Below are 18,595 nucleotides of genomic sequence, written 5' to 3' on the forward strand. Positions count from 1 at the left end.
CTCTTTCAATAAAGGGCGCCATGTTCACATCTTGCCGGCAGCTTGTCCAGTATGAGAGATCGGTCACCTATTTTTCGGCGATATCAGCCCAGCTCAGGCGTCACCAGAGTGATCTCCACCGTCTCGCAGCAACGCTGGCGCAACCAGTAGGCAGATTCCACCTCGACGAAGCAGAGTTGATCCCGTCCCGCCTGCACACCCTGCATGATCTGCTCGAACCGCAACTGCTGTTGCTGCTCCCAGGCGCTGGCCAGTTTGCTGCCGTGGGCCTCGTCCACTACCTCGCGGCGCAGCTCGAACAGGTTATCGGTGATCGGGCTGTTTATCTTGGCCGGGCTATGCCAGTACATCAGCAGGTTGTCCATCATCTCGGTGTCATAGTTCGCAAGGGCATCCAGCTCGGGGGTCGCCCCGACATCGCTGGCGGCAAAGTCACACCAGCCCGCCGTCAGCGACGCCAGGGTTTGCGCAGCCGCCCCCTTGCCATGCTGACGCAAGGCAGCCACATCAGCGCCCTTGATCGCGGGCAGCCAGATATCGCCCTGATGCTGGTCGAGCAGCGGCAGCAACAGGGAGGTGGGATAAACAGGGAAACGGGGGCCAAGAGAGTGAAGCAGTGATACTAGCGTGATCTTTACCATGAGGGGCGCCTTGAACTGGAAGGCCGATATGCTGTGCTCGGCCAGAAAGACAAAGGAGGGCCCTATCCTATCATGTTTGAACGCTAGCAAGCGGACTCACATTTTCACGGCTCAAATCGGAGGGCAATGCCCAAAAAAACAGCGTTCAGGCAGGGTGGCGCCAGAGAAAGCCCAATAGTTTGAACCAGCGCCCACTAAAGTGGATCCGGGAATGCTAGTTTGCATACATCTTTAGCGTAAGGAGTGCATTCATGATTGGGATCGACCAGATTTCTAACGACTTTGTAAACGACTTGAAAATACTGGCATGCTTTGATCCGGCCAACATGAGCCTGGGGATCAAGTTGCGCAGTGACATGTCCGACGAGCTGTGCCAGGCGGCAGTACGCCTTCATCAGCAAGGTCTCATCAGCGCAGAAGATGGCGGCTACCTGACTCCTTTTGGCATGACCATGGTTGAGCATCTGCAGCATCTGATAGTCGCACTCAAACCGCTTTGATCGCCTGCGGGGCCCAGAGTGAAAAGTTGAGCAACTCCCAGCGCGAGCCCTGCCGCAACAGACAGGCAAACAGCAAAGGACCTTCGGGTCCTTTTATTTTGCCATCGACCATCCATTCGCCTTCCCGTTTCGGCAAAGGCTGCGCCTTGATCTCATCGGGCACAATTGTGCTTCCCAGGCGAACTTGTACAAACTGCTGACACACGGCTTTCGCTTCGGTGGCAAAAACATTCTGAGCCTGGGTATTGGTGGAGATGAGCAGGCTGGCGGCCAGCAAGAGTGATGGGGTCATGGTGAGATATGGCGGCGAAAGTGAAATCGATACAAGTCTAAAATGTACCCATAAACAAAAAGCCGTGGAACCAGAGGTACCACGGCTTTCTTAAATTCTGTAAGAATTACAGAGCAGTTACGTTCTCAGCCTGCGGGCCTTTCTGACCTTGGGTCACGGAGAACTGTACGCGCTGACCTTCAGCCAGGGTACGGAAACCGTTACCGCTGATAGCGCTGAAGTGAACGAAAACGTCCGGGCCGTTTTCTTGCTGGATGAAGCCAAAACCTTTGGTTTCGTTGAAAAACTTAACGGTACCGGTGATCATGTTAGACATATCTATAACCTGTATTCAAAATAATTACTTATGCTTTTCAGCGGATAAAGCTCAAAAACGGGATTAACTTATGAACAACAGGAAAAGATGTAAAACATCATATTCATTGACATAACTTTCGCCCTTTCAAGCTGGTTTAGATTATACGTGGCTTTGGGGATTACGCAAACAAATTTGTGCCCTGCCGACGGCAGGGCACAAGGGTTTATAGCGCGGGTGCTTCCAGTGCCTGAACCAGTACCTTGAGGAAGCGTGCAGCCTCGCCGCCGGTGCAGGCTCTGTGGTCAAACGTCATCGACAATGGCAGTGCCCTGACCGGACGAGCCTCTCCGTGGATGAACACCACCTTCTCGAACAACTTGCCGGCGCCTATGATGGCCACCTGAGGTGGCGTCACTATCGGGCTGGCATAGCGGCCGGCGATGGCACCGAAGTTGGTGAGGGTGATGGTCGCCCCCTGCAGCATCTCCCGCGGCACGGCGCGCGCCTTCACATCGGCGATCATGCGATCCAGCCCCTGCCGGATGTCTGCCCCCTCCCGCTCAGCCACGTTCTCCATCACGGGCACATAGAGCCCATGCCGGGAATCCACCGCAATGGCGACGTTGACCTCGCTGAACAGCCGCCTTGAGAGCGTATCGCCGTCAAACCAGGCGTTCATGGAGGGCTCGGCACGACAGGCGATGCCTATGGCCTTGATGAGGCGTACCGTCACATCCTCATCCGGCCGCCAGTGACGCAGATCCACCTCGTCGGTGATGCTGACCGGCACCACAGTCTGATGGGAGAGCGCCATCGCCTTGGCCATGGCCCGGCGCGAACCCTTGAGGAATTCGTTGCCGCTGCTTTGCTGAGCCTCGAATGCCGCCTGCACATCCTGCTCTGTCACCATGCCGGCGCTGCCACTGCCCTTGATCCGGTCTATGTCCAGCCCCAATTTTTGCGCCAGCAGACGCACGGCAGGCATGGCCTGTACCAGGCTGCCCCCCGGGGCTATGGCACCCACCACGAAGTGATCCTCGATATGCTGCTGATGGGCACTGACCTTGCCCACGACTGTGCCGTCATCCTCGCCCCCTTCGAACTCCACCAGCGGCGCGCCTATGTGGAGTATGTCTCCCTCCTGCCCGCACAACCTGGCGATCACCCCCGCCACCGGCGAGGGCACATCCACCAGAGCCTTGGCGGTTTCTACCGACAACAACACCTGATCGACACTCACCGTATCGCCGGCGCTCACCTTCCATTCGACTATCTCGGCCTCGGCCAAGCCTTCGCCCAGATCCGGTAATTTGAAAAATTTCATAGCCACTTCTCCATCAGCTGATGCGCTGCGTCCGCGATATCCTGCTCGGTGATGAGGTAATACTCTTCGTTGCGGTAGTAGGGCACGGCGGCATCCACCCCGGTGAGGCGCTTGGGCGGTGCCTTGAGGGAGGTCAACGCCTCCTCGGTCACCCGCGCCACTATCTCGGCGCCCACCCCGAAGCTGCCGCACGCCTCATGCACCACCAGCAGACGGCCCGTCTTGCGCACCGAGGCCAGAATGCTCTCCATGTCCAGCGGCTTGATGGTGGCAAGATCCAGCACTTCACACTGGATATCCTGCTCAGCCAGCAGGCTCGCCGCTCGCATCACCTCCTGGATGCAGGCCCCCCAGGCGACCACTGTGATATCCCGTCCTGGCCGCAGGGTAAAGCAGACGTCCAGCGGCAGTCCGACACCGTCATCCACCACGTCCGACTTCATGGAGCGATAGATGCGATCAGGCTCGAAGAACATCACGGGATCCGGGGCGCGAATGGCCGAGAGCAGCAAGCCATAGGCCCGTCTCGGACTGGAGGGGATCACCACCCGCAGGCCCGGAATATGGGCAAACAGGGCCTCGACGCTCTCGCTGTGGTGCTCCGGCGAGTGGATGCCGGCGCCATAGGGAGAGCGGTAAACGATGGGACAGGAGAGACGGCCACGGGTGCGGTTACGCATCCGCGCCGCCTGGCAGATGATCTGCTCCATGCCGGGGAAGATGAAGCCCTGAAACTGGAACTCGGCCACCGGCTTGAGCCCCTGGGTCGCCATGCCGACCGCCACCCCGGCAATCAGTCCCTCGGCCAGCGGCGTGTCGATCACCCGCTTGAAACCAAACTTGTCGCGCAGACCGACGGTGGCGCGAAACACCCCGCCGTTGACCCCCACGTCCTCACCGAGCACCACCACATCGGGGTCGTGCTCCATCTCGTGATGCAGCGCCAGATTGATCGCCTCGAGCAGTGTCATTTCACTCATGCAGCCTCCCCAACGCGGCGTCATCAGCCACCCCATTCCCATTGCGTGTCATGTCATCCCGCCACGCTGGCTTGATGGCATCCTGCAGTCTCATCTCATCCATCATGAGCGTTCCTCCCCGGCGTGGCGCTGCATGCCCTTGGCGATGATCCGCTGGCGCTGCCCGCGATAATCCTTGGGCAACTCGGCAAACTGATAGTCGAGCAGGGTTTCCGGTGCCTGCGGGGCCGTGCCTTCATAGGCAGCCACGGCGCGATCGACCTCCCGGCTCGCCTCGGCCAGCAGCGCCTGCTCCTGATGCTCGTCCCACCAGCCCTGTTCAAACATGAATTGGCGCAGCCGCTTGACCGGCTCCCTGGCCCAAGCAGCTTCCACCTCGGCCGCTTCCCGATAACGGGTCGCATCGTCGGCCGTGGTGTGATCCCCCAGCCGATAGCTGACCGCCTCGATCAGGGTCGGTCCCTTGCCGCTGCGGGCGCGCTCGACGGCACTACGGGTGGCCTCATAAACTGCGACCACGTCGTTGCCGTCCACCTGAATGCTGCGCACGCCGGCCCCTATGCCTTTCTGGGCCAATGTGGGGGCGCTCGACTGCAGCTTGCGCGGCACCGAGATGGCCCACTGGTTGTTGTTGATGATCATCACCATGGGCAGGTGCCAGACGCCGGCACAGTTGAGCCCCTCCAGGAAGTCGCCCTTGGAGGTACCACCGTCGCCTATGGTGACCACGGCGACGCGAGGCTGGTTGCGCAACTTGAAGGCCGCCGCTATGCCGGCGGCATGGGTGATCTGGGTGGCGATGGGCACGCAGATGGGCAGGTCCTCCGACAGCTCGCCATCGGCCTTGTAAAAGACACAGCCCCGTTCATCCCCGCCCCAATATTGCAGGTTTTTCTCCATGGGCACGCCCCGCACGTAGAGGGTGGGCATGTCCCGGTAGTAGGGCACATAGACATCCTGCTCCTGCATGGCGAGACCGACGCCTATCCCGACCGCCTCGGCTCCCAGATGGGAGGGAAAGGTGCCGAGTTTGCCGGTTCGCTGCAGCGCGATTGCTTTCTTGTCATAGCTGCGCACCATCACCATGTTGCGGTAGAAAGTGTGCAGTATCGCCTTGTCCAGCCAGGTCGGCAGTGTCGCGACCGGGCGCCCTTCCTCATCGAGGTAACGAAGGAAAGGGATGTCGACATGGGTCATAACTGGCTCCTTGCCGTTGTCAACGTCACCACCATGAGGTGACCCTTAGAATGTAAATAAGATGTTAACTAAAGAGCAATGTGATTTAACCAGGTAAGACCAGTAGAAACTTCTTTAATTTCAGAAAGACATTGAACTTTTCGGCTGAACAGAGACGAAAAAGGGAGCCGCTTCGGGCTCCCTGTTCGGGCGGTTGCGGGATCAATCCCACGAGGATGAAGGGGCGCCACCAGCCGCATGGCGCGCTGGCAGAGGGCGCAGAGAGGGTTCAGCTCACTCCCACAAGCGGGTCGGTACCACCAGCAGCACGGTGCGCTGGCCTATGGCCACATTGGCGTTCGGGAAGACCACAGCCTCCCGCGTCTTTTCTACCGTGTAGCGCAGCTCCCCATCCTCGGCCAGCACGAAACCCTGGGGAAATTCGGTGAAATTGTCCACATCGCTGGCAAACAGGAAACGAAACTGCTCCGAACGCTTGTTGATCACCCGGTCGATGGCAAAAATGGTGAAGTCATCCGCCTGCCAGGGCTCTAGCACCACCTCATCCTGAGTCACCAGCTCCTGCAACGCCTGACGGGTCTCGATGAAGCGGGTCATGTCGTTTTCACCAAACGGACGCACCTTGCCCAGCTCCACCGTGAAGGCATGGGCACCGTGGCAATGCGAGCTGTAATAGCTGAAGGTGGTAGTGGGGCCGCTGGAGAGCAAAATGGTGCGCACCCCGCAGGCACCGAGGAACTGCACCTGCTCCTTGCAGTGCGGCCGCTCATGGGGGAAGGGGTAGACAGCAAACTTCTCGTGGCGCGAACCGCGAATGGCGGTGTGCAAGTCGTAGTGATAACGGGACCGGGCGGGATCGGCAAAGAAGCGGCTCACATACTGCTCCAGGCGCATGGCGCGAATACGCTCCTGATTGCACAGCCCCTCCCCCTTGCTGTGGGCACCGGAGAAGAGCCGGTTCATGTTTTCCTCCACCTCCCGCAACCCCAGGTTCATGGCGGCCGGGTTGCCAAACAGGAACAGCACCCGATGACGGGCGCTGAGCTCACCGCTGAGCAGCCGGGTCAGCAGCTGGTTGCAGATCTCGATGGGGGCGGTTTCGTTGCCGTGAATGCCGCAGGAGAGCACTATGTCCTTGCGCCCCCCCGGCCTATCATCGGCCCCTTTCGCGGGTTCCAGGCAGAGCACGCCCGTATCCCACACGCTCACCCGGGTGCCACCGGGCAGGTCAAATGTGAAGGGCTCAAGCTGCCACTCATGGCGACGAGTCAGGGCCAAAAAGTCATGCTGGGGAATCATCCATCTCACCCTTTTGTCAGGAACGCTATGGGCGGATTATACGCAAGGCGTGAGGGCTTAAAATCAGTTTTTAAACAAATTCAAACAGTAAGGATACAAATGTGGCGACAGTTAATGACAAGTCGGCGGGCATGGGGTGAACGAGGGAGCGGCGAGAAGGGGAAATGAAGCGACAGGGACGAGAAAATATCGGGCAATCATTCAAGCACCGGCGTCAGGCCGGTTGACACAGCAAGATCGGGATCAGCAGAAAAACGAGGCATCCATGCCCGGCTGATCAACCACGCCAGAACGGCTTGGTGGTCTCTTGATAGAGATCAGATTCGTTCAGGCCGATGTCCTTGAGCAGGTACTCGGGTAGCTCGGAGAGCTGGCGACGGCTGCGGCTGCGTTCCAGCCAGGTCAGCACTGTCATTTTGACGCGAGCAACCAGATTCGATTGGCTGGAATGCTGGTAACCGGTCTCGGTATAAGTCATGTTGGCCATGATGTGGCTCCTCTTGATGATGTCTGCGCGGGGTGCGAATTTGTTGCGCAAAGCTTAGTCAGGAGGGACAACCGACTCAATTGACGAATTTTGATACAAGGCATTAGTAAAACTAATGGTGAATATCGTCAATCTGTAAAACCTAACAGATTGATTTTAAACTATTAAATAATCATTTTATTCCGTCTGAAAGACCGGCAGCATATTCTCCTGCATGGCGCACCTCTAACTATGCAGTTTCTTGTCTTGGCTATGCAGTCACGGGATCTCAAGGCGAGGCTGGCAACCTGGGGTTTACATCCAGTTGTTAATCAAGAGATCTTTTCTTGATCCTTATTTAACAGATAGATACAAAATAAACACACTCAAATGGCTATCGCTTTTGACCCTCGCCAGGCGCACCGCAAAGGAGACGCTTGGCGCGCTTTCGGCATACTGGTATGGTTATTTATACAGTAGTTTAGCCACGTCTCTGCCAGCCCCTGTATGAGGGTGTGACAGGGGCGACCACAGGACACGCCGATGGACACATTTACCCCGACTGCCGCCCTGCGTCAACAGATGGACGCGCTCGAAGAGGCGCTGGCCCGCCTGGCCCGACAACTGGCGCAGCTCCCCTTGCTGGAGGCCCACGTCTATCCCCTCCCCGCCGTGCCTCAGGGGCAGGAGCACGAGCCCATCGAACAGATAGAGGTGGGCTATCTGGGCGGTGAGGCGGCGCTGGCGGCCACCCTGGCGGCCTACCGGGATCACAGTGCTCGCCCCGGCTGCTCCACCAAGGCCACCCACCGCCTGCCGGGCTGGCTGCGCTTTTCTGCCGCCAGCGCCAGCCAGCTGCGCCCGCTGATCGAAGAGGTCAACACCCGCAAGCTCGCCTTCAAGGAATTGGTGCAGCAGGCTGGCGGACGGGATGAGAAGTTCGAGCTGGTACACCGGGCCCTGCCCGGGGTGATCACCCTGCAGGTCTACCGCAAGCTGACCCTGCTGGAAGGAGAGCTGCATTCCCTCGGCTTTACCTGGGCCGACAAGCAGAGCATCAACCGCCTCAGCCGGGAGCAGGTACTGGAGATGCTGGAGCGCAGCCGTCGCTACATTCCGGCACTCTCCAACAACGAGGAGTGGAGCAAGATGGTGGATCAGGAGGTCTATGACCTTCGCCGCCTGCCTGCCGATGCCGAGCTCAGGATCCGGCGACCGGTCAAGACCCATCCCATGATCAACCTGCTCTGGCAGGACAGGGAGCCCCGCAAGCAGCAGCTCAAGGCGAGCCTGCCCCTGCTGCTCTGCTCGGACACCCAGCCCGCCGTCACCCACCTTGGCCACTATCCGCCGAAACTGCGGCAGGCGCGGCGGGATCGCAAGATTGGCGGTGAGCCCATCATAGAGCGGCTGCACCTCTACCTCTATCAGGGGTAGCCGCAAGCCGGCAGACTCCCCTTGCCCCGCCTCTGCGGATAGCACGGCAAGATGCCAATCCGCCGCCGCTGGCCTGGCCAGGCGGCCACCGCTTTGACAGGAGCTCCTGCACAGCCACAGACATAAACAAAGGGGGGATCGCCTGCCGGCGATCCCCCCTTGTGCACAACCTCCGCCTGATCAGCCCATCAGCAGGGCGCGCAGGCTCTCCACATCCAGCCCGCGCACTTCGGACTGGCCGCTCAGCAGGCCATCGGCCAGCGCCCGCTTCTCGTCGTGCAGAGCGACTATCTTCTCCTCCACCGTCTGCTCGCACACCAGCCGATAAACCGTCACCGGCTGGGTCTGCCCCATGCGGTGGGCCCGATCGCTCGCCTGATCCTCCACCGCCGGGTTCCACCAGGGATCCAGGTGCAACACAGTATCGGCCTGGGTCAGGTTGAGACCCGTCCCCCCCGCCTTGAGGCTGATGAGGAACAGCGGCACCGGCTCGTGCCGGAAGCGCAGTATGGAGTCCTGGCGGGACTTGGCGGAGCAGCCGCCATCCAGATAGCAGTAATCCCACTTTTTCTGTTCAATGCGCGCACGCAGCAGGCTCAGCAGATCGACGAACTGGCTGAACACCAGCACCCGATGACCGTTGCCGATCGCCTCGTCCAGCAGGGCCATCGCCTCGTCCAGCTTGCTGCTGGTCTGGGACCACTCGGGCATCACCAGCTCGGGGGAGCAGCAGAGCCGACGCAGCCGGGTCAGACCGCTCAGCACATGCATCAGGGCACGGCCATCGGCACTTTGCACCTGCTGCACCACCTCGCGCCGAGTGGCCTCATACAACTGGCGCTCCTCGGGGGAGAGGCTGATGTGATGAATGATCTCTGTCTTGTCCGGCAGCTCGGTCAGCACCTGCTGCTTGAGGCGGCGCAGGATGAAGGGGCTGATCACAGCCCGCAGCAGCGCCATGTGCTGGGGATCCTTCACCGCCTTGCCGAAGCGGCGCTTGAACTCGCCCAGGCTGCCGAGCAGACCCGGGTTGATAAAGGTAAACAGGCTCCACAGCTCCCCCAGGTGGTTCTCGATGGGGGTGCCGGAGAGCGCAAGGCGAAAATCGCCCTCAAGCTGGAACAGCAGCTTGGCACGCTGGGTGCCGGCATTCTTGATCTGCTGCGCCTCGTCCAGCACCATGCTGGACCAGCGGCGAGACTTGAGCGCCTCCGCCAGGCTGCCGAGCATGCCGTAGTTGATCAGGATCACCTGGCCGGGCTTGGCGTCCTGGATCAGTGCCTCCCGCTCGGCGGGGTTCTCGAACACCACCACCTCGAGTTCGGGAGCGAAGCGCGCCACCTCTTCCTGCCAGTTGGTGACCACTGACTTTGGCACCACCACCAGCGCCGGGCCCAGGTGCTGGCGCATGCGCAGCACTATGAGCGCCTGCAGGGTCTTGCCCAGGCCCATGTCATCGGCCAGACAGGCACCGAAGCCATGATGGGCCAGGGTCGCCAGCCAGCGCACCCCGTCCTTCTGATAATCCCGCAGCGGGGTCAGCAGCTCGGGCGGACACTCCACCTCCTGCTGCCACTCCTGTTGCAGGGAGTGCCAGGCGTCATCCCCCTCAGTGGTGATGACGGAGAGCAGGCGGGTGAGCGGATAGGCCAGCTTGTTGTTGATGCGTTGCTCTTCATCCAGCATGGCGCCCAGCATGGTGAGCCGCTCCACCAGCTTGTCGCTCAGCATCAGGCTGGTCTTCTCGTCGAGCTGGACGGTGCGCTGGCCCGGCGTCATCTGGCGCAGGATCAAGCGCAGGTCGAGGATCTGGTGCTCATCGAGGGCCAGAGCCCCCTCCACCTGGAACCAGTCTTGCCGCCGCTCGATGCGCAGGCTCAGGGCCGCTTCATCCAGACTCTTGAGGCGGGCGCTGTCCTGATGCCAGTGAATGACCACGCCGGCATCCACCAGCTCGGGCAGGGCGTTGACCAGTGCCAGCGCCTGCTCCCCCTGAAGTAGCCACTCACTGCCGGGCAGGCCGATGGGCAGCGAATTGCGCAGCTGCTGGGCCTGTACCTTCTCGGCGGCCAGGTCCCTCTGCCAGTAGTGATAATCCTTGATCCCCTGCCGCACTATGGCCTCCCCCTTGCCAAGGGGCAGGGGCGGCAACTCGCCCTGACGGGTCACCAGCCTGACCGCCAGCTGGCCATCCTGCCAATCCAGCTGGACCGAGGGAACGCCAGGCCAGGGAGCCAGCTCGGCATTGCCTGTCAGGCCGGCCACCTGGCTGTGCCAGGGCAGGCCTGGGATGGCATCCAGGGTACGCTGCAATTCGCTTAAGCCCTCGGCCGATAAGGGGGGGATGGATTCCAGCGCGGGCAGGCGATCGAGCAGCGCCTGGGGGGTGAGGATTAGCTGCCACAAGTCCTGCGCCAGCGGCAGTATGTGGGCCCCGCGCGCGGCGGCGGCCGGGCTCAGTACCGCGCCCATGCCCTGCTCCAGGGTGACGATCTGCAACAGGGGCGCACTGATGGCCAGTTGCAGCTTTTGTCCCTTGGCATTGAACAGGCGCGGATGGTTGGCCAGCGGTGCCCAGGCCTCCCGCGGCAAGTGGCCCATGACCCGGGGCAGGGTGCGCACCAGCGCCCAGTCTTCTTCGTCGAGCAGGGCGGCATACTGGGTGGAGAGCAGCGCGGGATCGACCCGGCGACCGGCGGTCCACTCCCCCTTGGTGCTCTGCTTCTGGATCTTGCACTCCAGCTCGGGCCCTTCGGCATGCAGCAGCCACACCAGCCGCTCCTGCGCCTTGCGCACGCCGCTGGAGCGTCCCAGCCCCTGCAGCCAGTTGAGCCAGCTGGCCGAGGCGGGCGTCTTGTCCTCCTCGTCCTGTTCGTCCGTCTCTTCCTCCCCGTTGGCGGCGCGCAGCTGTTGCAGCGGTGCACGCTGCGCCCCCTGCCCCAGCAGGAGCCGCAGCAGATCCTGACAGAAGGCCATCAGCCTGTGATGGGGGTCGGCCTCCAGCACGTGGGAGAGATCCCACTTGTGCAGTATGGCAACCTGGGGGCTCTGCTCACCATGCCGGGCAAGGGCGCAGAGATCGAGCCAGAGATAACCCCAGTGCAACTCCTCCAGCGGCAGTTGCAGGGTATCGAACAGACCGACCGCCTGGCCGTGACGATCGCCGGCCCACTGGCCCAGCAGATCCGCCAGCAGCGGAAACTGGTTGCCCAGGCTGCGCTGCCACTTCTTGCGCTGTTCGCTGGCAATGACGGGGTCGGCTTGTTGCAGCCAGCCGAGCCAGAGCAGACCGCCGAACATCAGCGGCCACTGACCCTGGCCGCCCTGCGCCTGCCACTGCCCGAGGGCACCGAGCAACCGCTCGGCAAGAGGTTGTTCCGCCCCCTGCTCCGCCAGCTGCTGCAAGGCGGGCCAGTGAGTGGTTACCTCGCCTGCCAGGTCGCCACAGAGCCATTGCCACTCGGATGCGAACCCCTCGCTCAGGCGGGTCAGCTCGGGGGCACAGGCGCTGGCGACCGATGCCAGCGGCCACTGCTCACCCGGTTCGGCATCGAGCAGGGTTTGCAGGGCGAAGTGCATCAGCATCAATTGCTGCCATTGCGGGCTGGATCCCGGCAGCAGGCGATGGGCCTCGGGCACGTCGAGCAAGCTCAGCAGATCGGCCGCGAGGTAGTAGGTCGGCACCTGACCCGCCTCCCCAAGGCAGAGCTCGCGCACCAGGGCCTGGGCCATCTCCTGGCCGGTCACCGAGGGCACCCGTGCCCAGTTCGGCATGGGGCAGGCTCCCGAGCGCACCGCCAGGATCAGCGCCAGGGTTCCCTCTGCCGTCAGACTCCACTGCTGCTCCCCGCGCAGCCGCACCAGCCCCTGCAACTGCAACTGGCTCAGCTTGTCGATCAAGGCCCGCCCGAGCGGCTGCTGTGCTTGCAGTTGTTCTTGCAAATAGCGGGTACTGGCGGTGCGCTGCAACTGCAGCTCACTGAGCAGGGCATAACAATCGGAAGAGAGGGTGAACGCAGACATCAAGACTCACGGGCAGGTGCAAAAGCGGAATTTTAACGGGAAAGCGGCGGCGGCTCGACCCTTAACCGTGAAATAACTCAAAAAAAGCCGACTGGCTCATAGAACTCAGCGAGCAGGGCTGAGCGCCGAGGGATGGCAAGAGGCGGCAACCTCGGCGAAATGACAATAAAAAAGGCGCCGCAGCGCCTCTTTGGGGGTAAACGTGCCGACGTATCAGCCTTCCAGCTGCGCCAGTCGGGCTTCCAGCGCCTGCAACTGTGATTTGAGGGTTTCGACCTCTTCCTCCAGCGCGCTCAACCTGTCCGCCGCCGGGGACGCATAGCTGCTGGCAGGGGATGCCTCGGCCAGCGCCTGCAGATCCACCTCGCCGCTGAACAAATGGGCATAGCGGGATTCACGCTTGCCCGGTTCACGGGGCAACTTGACCACATAGGGCCCCTGCTCAATCAGGGCGGCCAGCGCCGCATCCACCTGAGTGACATCATCGAAGCTGCACAGGCGGTTGGTACGGGAGCGCAGTTCGCCCGGTGTCTGCGGGCCGCGCAACAGCAGCTCGCAGACGATGCCGAGCTCCTGCTCGCTGAACTTGAGAGTGCCGAACTCGGTATTGCAGAAACGGTGCTGGTAACGGGGCACCCGGGCGTTGAAACCGGCGGTGTTGACCACCAGACGCTTGCGGATCAGCTCATCGACCACGGCGCGGATATCCAGCTCGGAGAGCTCCAGTACCGGCTCGCGGTTGCTCTTCTGGTTGCAGGCATTGACCAGGGCATTGAGGGAGAGGGGGTATTGATCCGGCGTGCAGATCTCTTTCTCGATCAGAGCGCCGATCACTCGGGCCTCCAATGGGCCTAGCACTAACTCCATTTCATACTCCCTTTCTAAAACAAGACGTTGAGGCCACTATCTTAGCCATGGCGCCTCTGCCGTCCAGCAGAGGCAACCATTTTTGCGAAGCCGTGAGGCGGTTGATGAAACATCGCACAACCTGGCCGCTCCACGACAGCCAACATCAGGAGGAGGGCTTGCGCTCAAGCGCCGTGGCCACTGAGCTGGCGGCCGAGCCGGTCAGCAAGGGATCACCCGGATAGAGCATCAGGGCCTGCGCTCGCAGCGCCCTTGCCTCCTCCTGCCACCCCAGCGCGCCGAGCGCGAGCACCATGTTCGCGTAGATATTGGATCTGGGGGTGTGGCGCACAAAGGCCTGACCCCAGTCGAGATAAGCTTCAAGCTCCGCCTTGTTGTCGGCCTGCAAGCCCACCATGAGTCGCACCGAGTTCACGTCAAACTCCACCCGGGTCAACCAGGCCATGGGATTGACGATGTCGAGCAACAGGGTCGGCTCCTTGTAGCCGCCACGCTCATACTTGGTCACCACCCAAGCGGTATGAATGGCGGTGAGCATGAAGGGCACGACCAGCAGAGGGATCGTGATGGCCACGAAGCGCAGCAACAGCCAGGGGCGATAGACATATTCGCGCCAGCTGGCACGGCCCGAGGCCTGCAGCCCCTCCTCTACCTCCGCATCCAGCACATGGATCAGCAGCAGCAGAGCCCACCAGAGGGCGATGGCATGATAGAACGGATACTCGGTCTGGGTGTGCAGCAGTATGGGGGTCACCAGCGCCAGCAGCGCCGCCCCCTTGACCCAACCGGCCTTGGTCAAGCGCCACAACAAAGCACCGCCCATCAGCGCCATGCCGATCATGGGGGCCAACCCCCCTTCCACCGCCCAGTAGAGGAACTCGTTGTGGGGGTGATCGAGGTTGTATTCAATCTGTACCATGGCCGGGTTCAGCGCCTTGTCGGCCATGTAGTGGTGCAGAAAGGTGGCTTCAAAGCTGCCATAGCCCCAGCCAACCCAGGGAGACTGGGCAATCAGCTTGGCGGCGTAGGGCCAGTAGATGGAACGCATGCCGCCGGACTGATACACCTCGAGCCCGCGCTTGACACCGCTGATCCCGTATTGAGATATCAGCCCCAAGGCGATGCCCAACCCAACCAACCCCAGAACCCAGCGCAGTTGTTGCTGGCGATAAAGTTGTGGCGCGAGCAGCAGCAGGGCCAGCAAGCCACCCAGCTGCCCTACCCGGGATTGCAACCCCACCAACAACAGGCTGGCCGCCAGGATCACCCCATAACGCAGCCCTCTGAGCCAGGCATTGGCATTGCCGCGCAGCTCCAGCCAGCTGGCCAACGCAAGCCCGGTCGCCATGAAGGTTGCCATCACATTGGGTTGCTGAAAGATGCCGTAGGGGCGATTGACCCGAGTGTCATAACCGAGCCAGTTGCCGGGGGTCAGCAGGTAGTACTGCACCAAGCCAAGCAGCGCCTCGATGGCCACAGCCCCCAGCAGCAGATAGAGCAGCCGGTCACAGGACGCACGTGCAAGCTGCCACTGGTAGAGACAAAACAGAAACAGCAGACCGGCGAACAACCCCAGCAAACGGGGAATGGCATAGTCTTTCAGTTCAAAGCCGGGATAGGCCATTGGCAACAGCAACAACCCCCCCCCCAGCCAGAGCCAGCCCTGCAAAGAGGAGAACACCAACCTCTGCTGCAACGTCACTAGCCACAGTCCCAGACCGATGACCAGAGTGGCAAAGATCCAGCCCCAGGCATTGAATGGCAGATAGAGCCCGGCCCCGCCGGGGTTGTGCATGAAAAAATGCATGCCCAGCAGCCAGTACAGAGCGCAGACGGCAGCAAAGAGAACCTTATTGCTCATCTTCCTTGATCCCCTTTATGTTGTTGAGCCGTGTTCATAGGTCAGCGGCGCGACGAAAATACTGAAAAAAAGGGGGGGGCCATAGCCCCCCGTTCCTTATTTCATTTGGCCATCATGCCTGCTCTGGTCGGCGAAAAGCATATCGGGTCAAAACAATTCCGATTCCCACCCCCCCCCCGAGTAGCGCAGCCAATACTACAATCAGTGAACGCTTAGGGCTGTCTCTGAATAATGGTTCATCAGGTGATGAAACATAGGAGAATGATTGAAATGGTTGAGACTTAAGTTTGAGAGCAGTGAGTGTAGTTAACTCTAACCGTAATCCACTCAAAGCTGGATTCAAAATATCAGGGCTACCGATTTCCTTGAGAACCTGTAGCTTTTCAGCAAGTGCTCGAGAACCTAACTCGATAGCAAAACCATCACGAACATTTAAATTCTCGACTGGATTATCTATTCCTGCTGCGCGACTAATACGTAAACTATACTCAGTACGCAAAATATCATCCTGCAGCTGTTTCAGTGTATCCTTCCTCATACTTTCATACTGAGCTTGAAGTATCTCAACTCGATTGTCGTATATAGACCTTATTTCCTTAAGTTTACTATTAAGCTCCCTTCGATGAATAAACGAGATATAATTTACCAAATGAGCCTTGGCTTCAGAAGCGTTATTTTCTGAAAAGGACAGTGTAATGTTATCATTTGATTTACCTTGTACTTTGGCACTGATTTTGCCCATGATACTATTGAGCAAAAAGAGTTTTCCTCTTTCATCCGTCACACCACGAATCTTGGCTTCGGCATCAAGATAACCACTTTCAATAAAAAATTGACGTTTGTTGTCTGGACTGTTGAAACTATTTACGAAGTCACTATAAATTCTTTTTCTACTAAGATCTGAGAGATTTTCCGCTGGAATTTTGGCATTAATAAGTTGACTTATATCAAATTCTAGCGGCTCAATCTCTTTGAGCGAAGGTTGTGTAATCTCAGCTTCGCTAACCCACACCTGAGGAGCAAGGAAAGAATATATTCCACCAATGAGAGCGAAGCCTATTGAAATCAACAATATCAGCAGCTTATTCTGCCAAAACATTAAAATCAACTCACGTAAGTCAATATCATGATGATTATTTTCCCGCTCCAGCCATGCAGGTATGTTAGAGGTCTTATCTTCCATTTTTAATCTCTTCTGACTTAAAGAAGTAGGTATTGATTCTCAAATCATCTTACAAAAAAGATACATTTTCAACAATCAATTACCAAACACGGCGAAACCACGTTAAAAAGCGCCAGATTGAATTTACTCCCCAAAAGTACAATGAAAAAAATGTCAAGAAAAACACAAGGCTTAGTAATTCAGGAACATTCATAGACTCGAGGAGAATACCTGTAGCCGCACACATTCCAGCGAGGAAACAAATAAAACATAGAGCTTGATGAGAAGATAATCCTGCTCGCAGACAAATATGATGTAAGTGTTCACGATCAGGCTTAAAAGGCGAATGTCCTTTTCTCACTCGCCTTACCATAATCGATATCATATCAGTCAAAGGTACAGCAATAAGCCAGAGGGCTGTAACCGGATACATTTGAGCTCTTGGCCCTTGAGTCCCTTGTAACAACACCCATATTACTGTAAATCCAATTAGCATGCTTCCTGCATCTCCCATAAAGACCTTCCGCCGAGTTCCAAAAGGAAAGCCTAAGTTGAGAATGATATAAGGAGCAACAACAATCATCATTAATATGCAAAAGCGAGCTAACGATAATTGACCATCAACATAGTTGAGATATGCCAAACCACCAAACGTGGTTAGTGTCAGACCACCTAATAAACCATCAATACCATCAACCATATTAAAAGCATTAATAGCCCCTAATACGGCGAAGACGGTCACGATATAACCTAGAGGTCCCAATATTAATTCATGCCCAAATAACAATCCACCTAAGCTTTTGAGGGATAATCCAGCACCAAAAATCATTGTACATGATATTAATATTTGCACAACCAAACGAATACGATAGTCAACATCATATTTATCATCAATAGCCCCCATAATAACTAGAACAGAAGCACATAATACGTATATTTCTGCATTATTTATCAAGTATGGCCTAAACCATAGTGCCAGCATGATTGTTATATATATTGAAATCCCACCGACAAGTGGAATCGCCCCTTGGTGAATTTTACGTTCATTAGGACGATCAACCAAATTTATTTTTTTTGCTATTTTCCTCAAGAAAAACAAAAGAAAAAATGCAGTTATAAAAAATGAAACGTATTCCATATATGTGCACCACCGAGGATTATCTATGTATGACGTTGCAAAAATTAATTATGATATTTTTAGAGTAACAATGTCTTTAACCAGTGACATAAGGTGTACCTCTCTAGGATCTCAACATCTGTTGATTTAAATCTAGAGAACATAAACCCCTCATTTATACAAGGATTGCTTCTATCCACTACACATATATTATCAGGATGGTAAAAATCATAATTTATAATGTTTTTATTTGTTGTTATTAATTTTTTTTGCAACCCTAAAATTTCAATGGTTCGCATTGTCAATCCACTTTGATTTGGATGTTCAATATCAATAACAACCTCAGAATTCATCAGCACATGTGAAATCTCGCTTGAATTCATTGATCTGAAAGATACATCACTGAGTAATATCCCTTGATACTCTCGGCTTATATATTTCTTTAAAAAGAAAAGCAATTTACTAGGACAATATAGAAAAAGGAAGTTTTTTGATGACAATATTGAAATCTGAGACATCAACATCTTTACAAGATTAAATCTATCACTATGCGCAGTTCCAATAAAACTTGCTTTATACTTGAGATGTGAACAGGGAGGCTCATCATTATAATAACGACGATCATAAGTTCGTGTAAAAAATAATGGCAAAAATTCTATACTACCATGAATATCGATATCACCTTTATCAAAAGTAAAGACACGGTCAAACTCGTTAATAAGACTAAGAGCATGTCTTTTGTTTTTTATTGAGTCCCACAAATAAATAACACTGTATAAATTCGGACAAAGATTATTAATTTTTTTTAAAAAATCAACAGACATAGTCTCTGGATTAACAACAAACAATATGTCGTATTTTTTTATATTAGCAACAGTAAGTATGTTGTTGTAGTGATCATTTATTATTTTTCTAATCAAAAACTTGAAATTCAATCTATTGATAATTTTTAGTATTGATGAGCGGAATGGTCGTTCATCATAAAAATCCACAGTAGCCCCTAAAGAAACTAATTCGGCTTGAATCTCTTTCTCATAACCGAAAAATGCAGGGCATATGAAAAGCACTTTTTTCCCGACAAAGTCACTCATAATAAATCTTTTTTCATATTATCAGTTAAGGTGGTTACGT

General features: G+C 56.7%; 16 protein-coding genes. 2 read left to right on the forward strand and 14 right to left on the reverse strand.

The window, feature by feature from the left end:
• Positions 1-83: 83 nt before the first annotated feature.
• Positions 84-641: a hypothetical protein gene (locus AACW87_RS00565; RefSeq protein WP_241326284.1), complete on the reverse strand. Its 558-nt coding sequence runs from the start codon at positions 639-641 to the stop codon at positions 84-86.
• Positions 642-892: 251 nt separating this feature from the next.
• Here AACW87_RS00565 and AACW87_RS00570 point away from each other — a divergent pair, with 251 nt between their 5' ends.
• Positions 893-1,141: a TIGR02647 family protein gene (locus AACW87_RS00570; protein ID WP_005320240.1), complete on the forward strand. Its 249-nt coding sequence runs from the start codon at positions 893-895 to the stop codon at positions 1,139-1,141.
• Here the strand turns inward: AACW87_RS00570 and AACW87_RS00575 are convergent.
• The 7 genes from AACW87_RS00575 to AACW87_RS00605 all read right to left on the reverse strand — a co-directional run bounded on the left by AACW87_RS00575 (position 1,128) and on the right by AACW87_RS00605 (position 7,018).
• Positions 1,128-1,433, reverse strand: a complete 306-nt coding sequence (locus AACW87_RS00575) for a hypothetical protein (protein WP_241326285.1) — start codon at positions 1,431-1,433, stop codon at positions 1,128-1,130. The genes AACW87_RS00570 and AACW87_RS00575 overlap by 14 nt on opposite strands.
• Positions 1,434-1,539: 106 nt before the next feature.
• Entirely contained in the window at positions 1,540-1,749 is a 210-nt protein-coding gene (locus tag AACW87_RS00580) for a cold-shock protein (protein WP_005331438.1), read from the reverse strand.
• A gap of 205 nt (positions 1,750-1,954) precedes the next feature.
• A complete protein-coding gene (locus AACW87_RS00585; RefSeq protein ID WP_241326286.1) occupies positions 1,955-3,055 on the reverse strand; it encodes a dihydrolipoamide acetyltransferase family protein in 1,101 nt (366 codons plus the stop codon).
• Entirely contained in the window at positions 3,052-4,035 is a 984-nt protein-coding gene (locus tag AACW87_RS00590; protein ID WP_241326287.1) for an alpha-ketoacid dehydrogenase subunit beta, read from the reverse strand. Before AACW87_RS00590 ends, AACW87_RS00585 begins: the two co-directional genes overlap by 4 nt.
• Before the next feature lie 102 nt (positions 4,036-4,137).
• Positions 4,138-5,232: a pyruvate dehydrogenase (acetyl-transferring) E1 component subunit alpha gene (pdhA, locus tag AACW87_RS00595; protein ID WP_241326288.1), complete on the reverse strand. Its 1,095-nt coding sequence runs from the start codon at positions 5,230-5,232 to the stop codon at positions 4,138-4,140.
• A gap of 273 nt (positions 5,233-5,505) precedes the next feature.
• Positions 5,506-6,531 carry a succinylglutamate desuccinylase gene (gene astE, locus AACW87_RS00600; RefSeq protein WP_241326289.1) on the reverse strand — a complete coding sequence of 342 codons (1,026 nt, stop codon included), beginning with the start codon at positions 6,529-6,531 and terminating at the stop codon, positions 5,506-5,508.
• A 277-nt stretch (positions 6,532-6,808) separates the two neighbouring features.
• A complete protein-coding gene (locus tag AACW87_RS00605) occupies positions 6,809-7,018 on the reverse strand; it encodes a DUF1127 domain-containing protein (RefSeq protein WP_241326290.1) in 210 nt (69 codons plus the stop codon).
• A gap of 522 nt (positions 7,019-7,540) precedes the next feature.
• Between AACW87_RS00605 and AACW87_RS00610 the strand changes: the two genes are divergently transcribed.
• Positions 7,541-8,434 carry a DNA replication terminus site-binding protein gene (locus AACW87_RS00610; protein ID WP_241326291.1) on the forward strand — a complete coding sequence of 298 codons (894 nt, stop codon included), beginning with the start codon at positions 7,541-7,543 and terminating at the stop codon, positions 8,432-8,434.
• Positions 8,435-8,614: 180 nt separating this feature from the next.
• On the opposite strand, the gene AACW87_RS00615 is transcribed toward AACW87_RS00610, so the two are convergent.
• From AACW87_RS00615 to AACW87_RS00640, 6 genes are all read right to left on the reverse strand, one after another.
• A complete protein-coding gene (locus AACW87_RS00615) occupies positions 8,615-12,457 on the reverse strand; it encodes a DEAD/DEAH box helicase (protein WP_241326292.1) in 3,843 nt (1,280 codons plus the stop codon).
• Positions 12,458-12,670: 213 nt separating this feature from the next.
• Complete coding sequence (locus tag AACW87_RS00620; protein WP_111587551.1) at positions 12,671-13,324, reverse strand: YceH family protein; 654 nt, start codon at positions 13,322-13,324, stop codon at positions 12,671-12,673.
• Positions 13,325-13,469: 145 nt separating this feature from the next.
• The gene (locus tag AACW87_RS00625; RefSeq protein WP_241326293.1) at positions 13,470-15,185 is read right to left on the reverse strand and encodes a PglL family O-oligosaccharyltransferase; all 1,716 of its coding nucleotides are present in this window, start codon (positions 15,183-15,185) and stop codon (positions 13,470-13,472) included.
• Between the two features lie 112 nt (positions 15,186-15,297).
• The gene (locus tag AACW87_RS00630; protein ID WP_241326294.1) at positions 15,298-16,368 is read right to left on the reverse strand and encodes an LPS O-antigen chain length determinant protein WzzB; all 1,071 of its coding nucleotides are present in this window, start codon (positions 16,366-16,368) and stop codon (positions 15,298-15,300) included.
• Between the two features lie 79 nt (positions 16,369-16,447).
• Entirely contained in the window at positions 16,448-17,485 is a 1,038-nt protein-coding gene (wecA, locus tag AACW87_RS00635; protein ID WP_241326295.1) for a UDP-N-acetylglucosamine--undecaprenyl-phosphate N-acetylglucosaminephosphotransferase, read from the reverse strand.
• A 59-nt stretch (positions 17,486-17,544) separates the two neighbouring features.
• Entirely contained in the window at positions 17,545-18,555 is a 1,011-nt protein-coding gene (locus tag AACW87_RS00640; RefSeq protein ID WP_241326296.1) for a hypothetical protein, read from the reverse strand.
• Between the last annotated feature and the right edge of the window lie 40 nt (positions 18,556-18,595).

The organism is Aeromonas sp. MR7 (assembly GCF_963899385.1).
GTDB lineage: Bacteria > Pseudomonadota > Gammaproteobacteria > Enterobacterales > Aeromonadaceae > Aeromonas > Aeromonas bestiarum.